The sequence below is a fragment of the Serratia sp. (in: enterobacteria) genome (genome assembly GCF_046715635.1).
In the GTDB taxonomy this organism is placed as follows: domain Bacteria; phylum Pseudomonadota; class Gammaproteobacteria; order Enterobacterales; family Enterobacteriaceae; genus Chania.
Genome location: NZ_JBKJYW010000513.1, coordinates 1 through 5503 on the forward strand (window position 1 = coordinate 1; position 5503 = coordinate 5503).

Sequence of the window (5503 nt, forward strand, 5' to 3'; positions counted from 1 at the left end):
TCCAGATCGCTGTGTTGAGAGAAAAAGGTGATGTTGTCGAGTATTGCCCCACGGAATAGCCGATCCTCTTGCATCACCGCGCCGATCATTTGGCGAACCTGCCGATAGCCCGCATGATGATGATCGATGCCAAACACCTGCAACCTCCCAGCAGTTGGCGGGTAAAGCCCCAGCAGGATCTTCGCCAAGGTGGTTTTCCCGCAGCCAGAGCGCCCTACCAGCGCCACCACTTCCCCAGGCATGATACGCAACCCCACTCCTGCCAGGATATCGTTACCTCCCTGGCCGTAACTGAAGGTGATATTTTCCAGTTCCACAACCGGGCGATCCTCTCTCTGCGCGGGGAAAGCTACTGCAAGAGATTCTGCCGCCTGAGCGCCGCCCTCCTTCGCCGTCAGCACAATATCTGCCAGCCGTTCGTTATAGACATCCAGCATTCGCCAGGCAAACGCCTTATCGATCAGGCCATTGATGCTGGAGGAAAAACGCCCTTGAAATGACATATAGGCCACCAGCATGCCGATCGAGAACGAGCCCGACAGCACCGCATTGGCACCAAACCACAGCACAGCCGCGCCCACCAGGCTACCGATGATCTGGTTAATGATGTCATAGCCGATGGCCAGCTTATGCTCACGCAGTTGGCTATTGCGCCTGGCGATATTCAGGTTACGCCAGGCTGACTCCCGCTGGGCCAACGCCCCGTTAACCCGCAGGCTGAGCATGCCATGCAGCGTTTCCAGAAAGTGGCTGGATTCTAGCGTACTCGCCGTCCAACTGTCCTCTGCCGCCCGGCGCAGGGTGCGAAACCATAACACGCGTAATAACCCATAAATCAGCGCCGCGCCTAACGCCAGCATGGATAACGACACGCTGTAGAGCAACATCATGCCCAAGGTACCGACCACCAGCAATACGTCTAGCAGCGCCTCAAGGATGCTGGTGGTCAGCGTGTCCTGAATGGTATCGACCGCATCAAACTTGGCGCTGACGTTGCCAATGTCACGCTTCTCAAACCAGTCAATCGGCAGACGCAACAGGTGATGGAACACGTTGGCCGTCCACTGCATATTGAAATTGACCGCCATGGTGATGGTGGCCCATTGCCGGGCCAGGCCAATCAACGTCTGGGTCGCACTCATCAGCAGCATGGCAATGACAATCAGCACCAGCAGGCTATCATCCAAGGCCACCAGAACTTCATCGATCACGATTTGATTGATCAATGGGCTAAGCAAAGCCAAGACTTCCAACGCCAAGGCAAAGCAGAAAATGCGCGCCAGCGCAGCCTTTAACCCCACCGTCTTGCCGACCAATTCGGTCAGCCGCACTTGCTTGCGTTCGTCACGCTGCTCAAAGTCATGGGTTGGCGTCAGTTCTAACGCGACACCGGTAAAATGACGGTTAGCCTGTACCAACGACATGTTAACCGCCCCGCGTGCCGGATCGTGCAATTCAATCTCGTTGCCACGTACCCGTTTAAGCACCACAAAGTGGTTGAGATCCCAGTGCAAAATGCAGGGTACGGTCAGTTGGCTGAGCTCTTCCAGCTCTAAACGTACCGCACGCCCGGTCAATTTCAGGATCTGAGCGCACTCCATCAAATGCACGAAAGTCATGCCCTGCGTTGAAACACTGAATCTTGCACGCAGGCTGGGGAGGTCAATACGGTAACCGTGCCAACCGGCGACCATCGCCAGGCAAGCCACCCCACATTCCGCTGACTCGGTCTGACGGATCAACGGCAAGCGGCGGCGCCAATGCAAATTCAGGTGCAAATGCTCGGTCCATTCCATGGCTAAATTTTTCCTTGCAGGCTCCATAACGGTTCCAGCAACCATTCGTACAGCCGCCGCTTATCCAGTTCGATATCCGCGGCCACCACCATCCCGGTGCGCAGTAATTCCTGACGGCCATACACGGTTACGCTGGGTTTATCGGGCACGACAATCACCCGGTAATGCCCCTCATTTTCTTTCCACACCACCGGGTTATGTGGCATGACATCTGTCGGGCTGAGGCTGATGCGGGTCACTTCACGCGTGGTGCCATACTGCACGCCAAATTTTTCATAGGGATAGGCCGCGAAACGCAACCCAACCCGCTGATGAGGTTTAATAAAACCAACGGACTTACTCGGCGCATACAACTCAATCTGTAATTGGGCCGCCTGAGGCACCAGCGTTAACAGCAGCTCATGTTGATTGACCGTTTGCCCCGCCTTGACCAACACCGCAGCAACACGCCCTGCCACCGGGGCGGCCAGCGTGCTCTCCTCCTCCGATTGCAGCTCTATTTGTTGCTGACGGATCCCTTGCAGTAACCGGTCCAGCTCCGCCCGACGGCTTTGCCCCTGCTGCAACAAACTCCCCTGATCCGTTTCAACCGAGGTTAACTCACGCTTCAGGCGTTGTTGTACCTGCCGCTGGTTTTCGACATAACCTTCCACGGCCGCCAGTTCGATCTGTTTTTGCTGGAACTCAAGCTCGGAGACATACTTCTGCCGCACCAAACGTTGATAGCGCTCCATCATCGACCGGGTTAACGCCGCCTGGCGCAACGTCAGTTTCAGTGCCTCATCGGCGCTGCGCAGTTCCTCTTTCAGCTGGCCAGCCCGCTGCCGTAATCCCTGTATCTGCAGGGTATTGGCGGCAACCTCCTGATGCTGTTGCTGTACCAGCATCTGATACTGCTGCGCCAGGGAGTTTTTCAGCGTCGCCAAGGTAGCCATTCCCTGACCGTCGTACCGTTCACCACTTAGCCGATAGAGTAATTGGCCTGCTGCAACCTCATCACCTTCTTTAATCAGCAGGGCTTCAACCCGCCCTTGCGTACGTGCAACCACTTTGACGACACCGGTTGAAGGCATCACGACACCTTCCAGACGGGCTTTACGGGTATATTCGCCGCCAATTAAAAAAGCGATTAATGCCGCCACCAGGAGCACGCTGGCACAGGCATAAAGCGTCATGTTCGGGCTGGGGGAAATCAAAATCCCCCCTTCGGCCCGCGTGGCCTGGGTGGCCAAATAGGCCTGGCGGTAGAGACGCGTCACGTGATTAAAGCAGCCAATTTAATCGTCTTAACGACGATATAACGTTGTTCTGGCAATCTATTATTAACCATAAATATTACCGTTCCCTGTAAATGAAATTAATAACGATTATTACCAATCAACACTTGAGCATTAGTTATTAAATTAAAGGTGACAGGCTGTTATTTACTTAATTTTCGAACAGAGGTTTTCTTTAACAAAGAAATTACCAAAATAAACAGAACAACTCAACAACACCGTCAACTATTATTAATTAATTGATAAAGTAAAATAAATAAGTAAAAGCCATCCCCGGGGAGATGGCTTGAGGCTACTGGGAGAACTCCACTGGCTAATAGATTGCCACCGGTAACAACAGAGACTGTTATTAATTCACTAACACCGGATCTGCACGATATTGCGTTGGGAACAGCTGCTGTAGCTGTTTTACCTTTGGCAAATCATTCACCACGATATAGGGCTGATCCGGGTTAAGGGTAAGATAATTTTGGTGATAAGCCTCGGCCGGATAAAAATGACCATTGTCCTCAATGCGGGTCACCAGCGGTTTGGCAAAGCGCTTACTGGCATCCAGCTGTGCAATATAAGCCTTGGCAACCTGCTGTTGTGACGCCGTCAGTGGGAAAACGGCTGAGCGGTATTGCGTGCCGCTGTCCGGCCCCTGGCGATCGAGTTCGGTTGGGTTGTGTGCTACCGAAAAATAGATTTGCAGCAGTTGGCCATAGGAAATCTGCTGTGGATCAAAGGTGACCTGCACCGACTCCGCATGGCCGGTATCCCCTCCGCTGACGGCCTCATAATTAGCCGTTTGTGCCGCACCTCCGGTATAACCGGATATGGCATTGGTCACACCTTTAACATGTTGGAACACCCCTTGTACGCCCCAGAAACAACCGCCGGCAAAGATCGCGGTTTCCGTGCGCGATGCCGTTGGCGCTTCGTCTTTTACTGGCGCAGGGATCGCTACCGCCACCTCGGCACCACCCAGTGGCCAGGCAACGCTTTGCAAACAGAACCCAGCGGCAACCAATATCGCGCCCCATATGCCGTATTTACCTAGCGATGGCAGCGTTTTGTCTACGTTTCTCATGTTATTCCTCACTATTCTGGTTAGGCCGAGCTTGGCGTGAACAGCATGGCAGTGCCATTCATGCAGTAGCGCAAACCGGTGGGTTGCGGGCCATCGTCAAATACGTGCCCCAAATGCCCGCCGCAGCGGCTGCAATGCACCTCTTCGCGGACCATGCCCAGCGTGCGATCCTTACGCGTCGCCACCGCCTGTTCGAGGGGTTGCCAGAAACTGGGCCAGCCGGTATGGCTGTCAAACTTGGTGTGGGAAGAAAACAGCGCCTGCTGGCAACCCGCACAGGCAAACTGACCATCGCGGTGCTCATCGTTAAGCGGGCTGCTGTAAGGGGGTTCTGTGCCTTCCTCGCGCAAAACCGCATATTGGCTGGCGGAGAGCCGTTGCCGCCATTGCTCTGCGGTATAGTTAACGGCAAATGATTCCGCCATCGCCGAACGAGAAAACAGTGCGGGTAACAGGCCCACGGCATAGGCCACAGAGAGTGCCCCACCACCCAGAATAAAATACCGTCTGTTGATCATTATCATTACCTCTGGTGCAATTCACCGACAATGACAAACTACAGAGAAAGTCGTGACCAAATCCTCACGGAGAGTTCACAAATTTGTGATAACTGGGAGCACTGCATCAATGCATTGAAATTTAGGAAAGAATTTTATATTTGACGGGGATACAAGCTTGGAAGGATAAATGAAGGGGCGCAGTCTCTGCCGCGCCCCCACATAGGGAGTATGTCAGCCTATCGGAATAGCTTACTCATCTTCGAGATAAGTATAGCCATACAGACCGGCCTCGAACTCCTCGACAAATTGCGCCTGCAACTCCGCGTCAAGATCGGTTTCTTTCACCTGATCGCGGAATTTAGCCAGCAGCGCGATCGGATCGAGCTGCACGTATTCCAACATGTCGGCTACGCTATCGCCTTCATCAGACAACTCGGTTTCTACGCTGCCATCAGGGAACACAAACACATCCACCGAAGCGGTATCGCCAAACAGGTTGTGCATATTGCCCAGGATTTCCTGATAGGCACCCACCATGAAGAACCCCAGCAGAGGCGGGTTTTCCGGATCGTACGGCGGCATCGGCATAGTGGTGGCGACGCCGTCACCATCAATGTAGTGATCGATGGTGCCATCGGAGTCACAGGTGATATCCAGCAATACCGCACGGCCTTCCGGCGGCTTGTCCAAGCCTTCCAACGGCAGTACTGGGAACAACTGGTCGATACCCCAGGCATCCGGCATCGACTGGAACAGTGAGAAGTTGACGTAGAACTTGTCCGCCATCCGCTCCTGCAATTCATCAATGATTGGCCGGTGCGCACGATTGCTCGGATCGAGCTGCTGCTGGATCTTGTT

General features: G+C 53.9%; 4 protein-coding genes and 1 pseudogene. All 5 read right to left on the reverse strand.

All coding sequences use genetic code 11. From position 1 onward, the window contains the following. Positions 1-1796 (reverse strand): peptidase domain-containing ABC transporter (locus tag ACLQ7H_RS26655; protein WP_411755267.1); only part of this gene is annotated, 1796 nt, incomplete at its 3' end. Positions 1797-1798: 2 nt separating this feature from the next. Continuing rightward, positions 1799-3055: an HlyD family secretion protein gene (locus ACLQ7H_RS26660; protein ID WP_411755268.1), complete on the reverse strand. Its 1257-nt coding sequence runs from the start codon at positions 3053-3055 to the stop codon at positions 1799-1801. 367 nt (positions 3056-3422) lie between these two features. Beyond that, positions 3423-4145, reverse strand: a complete 723-nt coding sequence (msrA, locus tag ACLQ7H_RS26665) for a peptide-methionine (S)-S-oxide reductase MsrA (protein WP_411755269.1) — start codon at positions 4143-4145, stop codon at positions 3423-3425. A gap of 20 nt (positions 4146-4165) precedes the next feature. Then, the gene (gene msrB, locus ACLQ7H_RS26670; protein ID WP_411755270.1) at positions 4166-4663 is read right to left on the reverse strand and encodes a peptide-methionine (R)-S-oxide reductase MsrB; all 498 of its coding nucleotides are present in this window, start codon (positions 4661-4663) and stop codon (positions 4166-4168) included. Positions 4664-4894: 231 nt separating this feature from the next. Beyond that, positions 4895-5503, reverse strand: a pseudogene (locus ACLQ7H_RS26675) (arginine decarboxylase); the annotation flags it as partial.

What these genes read in the sequence shown, in the direction of transcription:
- msrA (WP_411755269.1), bottom strand. Translation starts at nt 4,145, where the DNA reads ATGAGAAACGTAGACAAAACGCTGCCATCGCTAGGTAAATACGGCATA.
- msrB (WP_411755270.1), bottom strand. Translation starts at nt 4,663, where the DNA reads ATGATCAACAGACGGTATTTTATTCTGGGTGGTGGGGCACTCTCTGTG.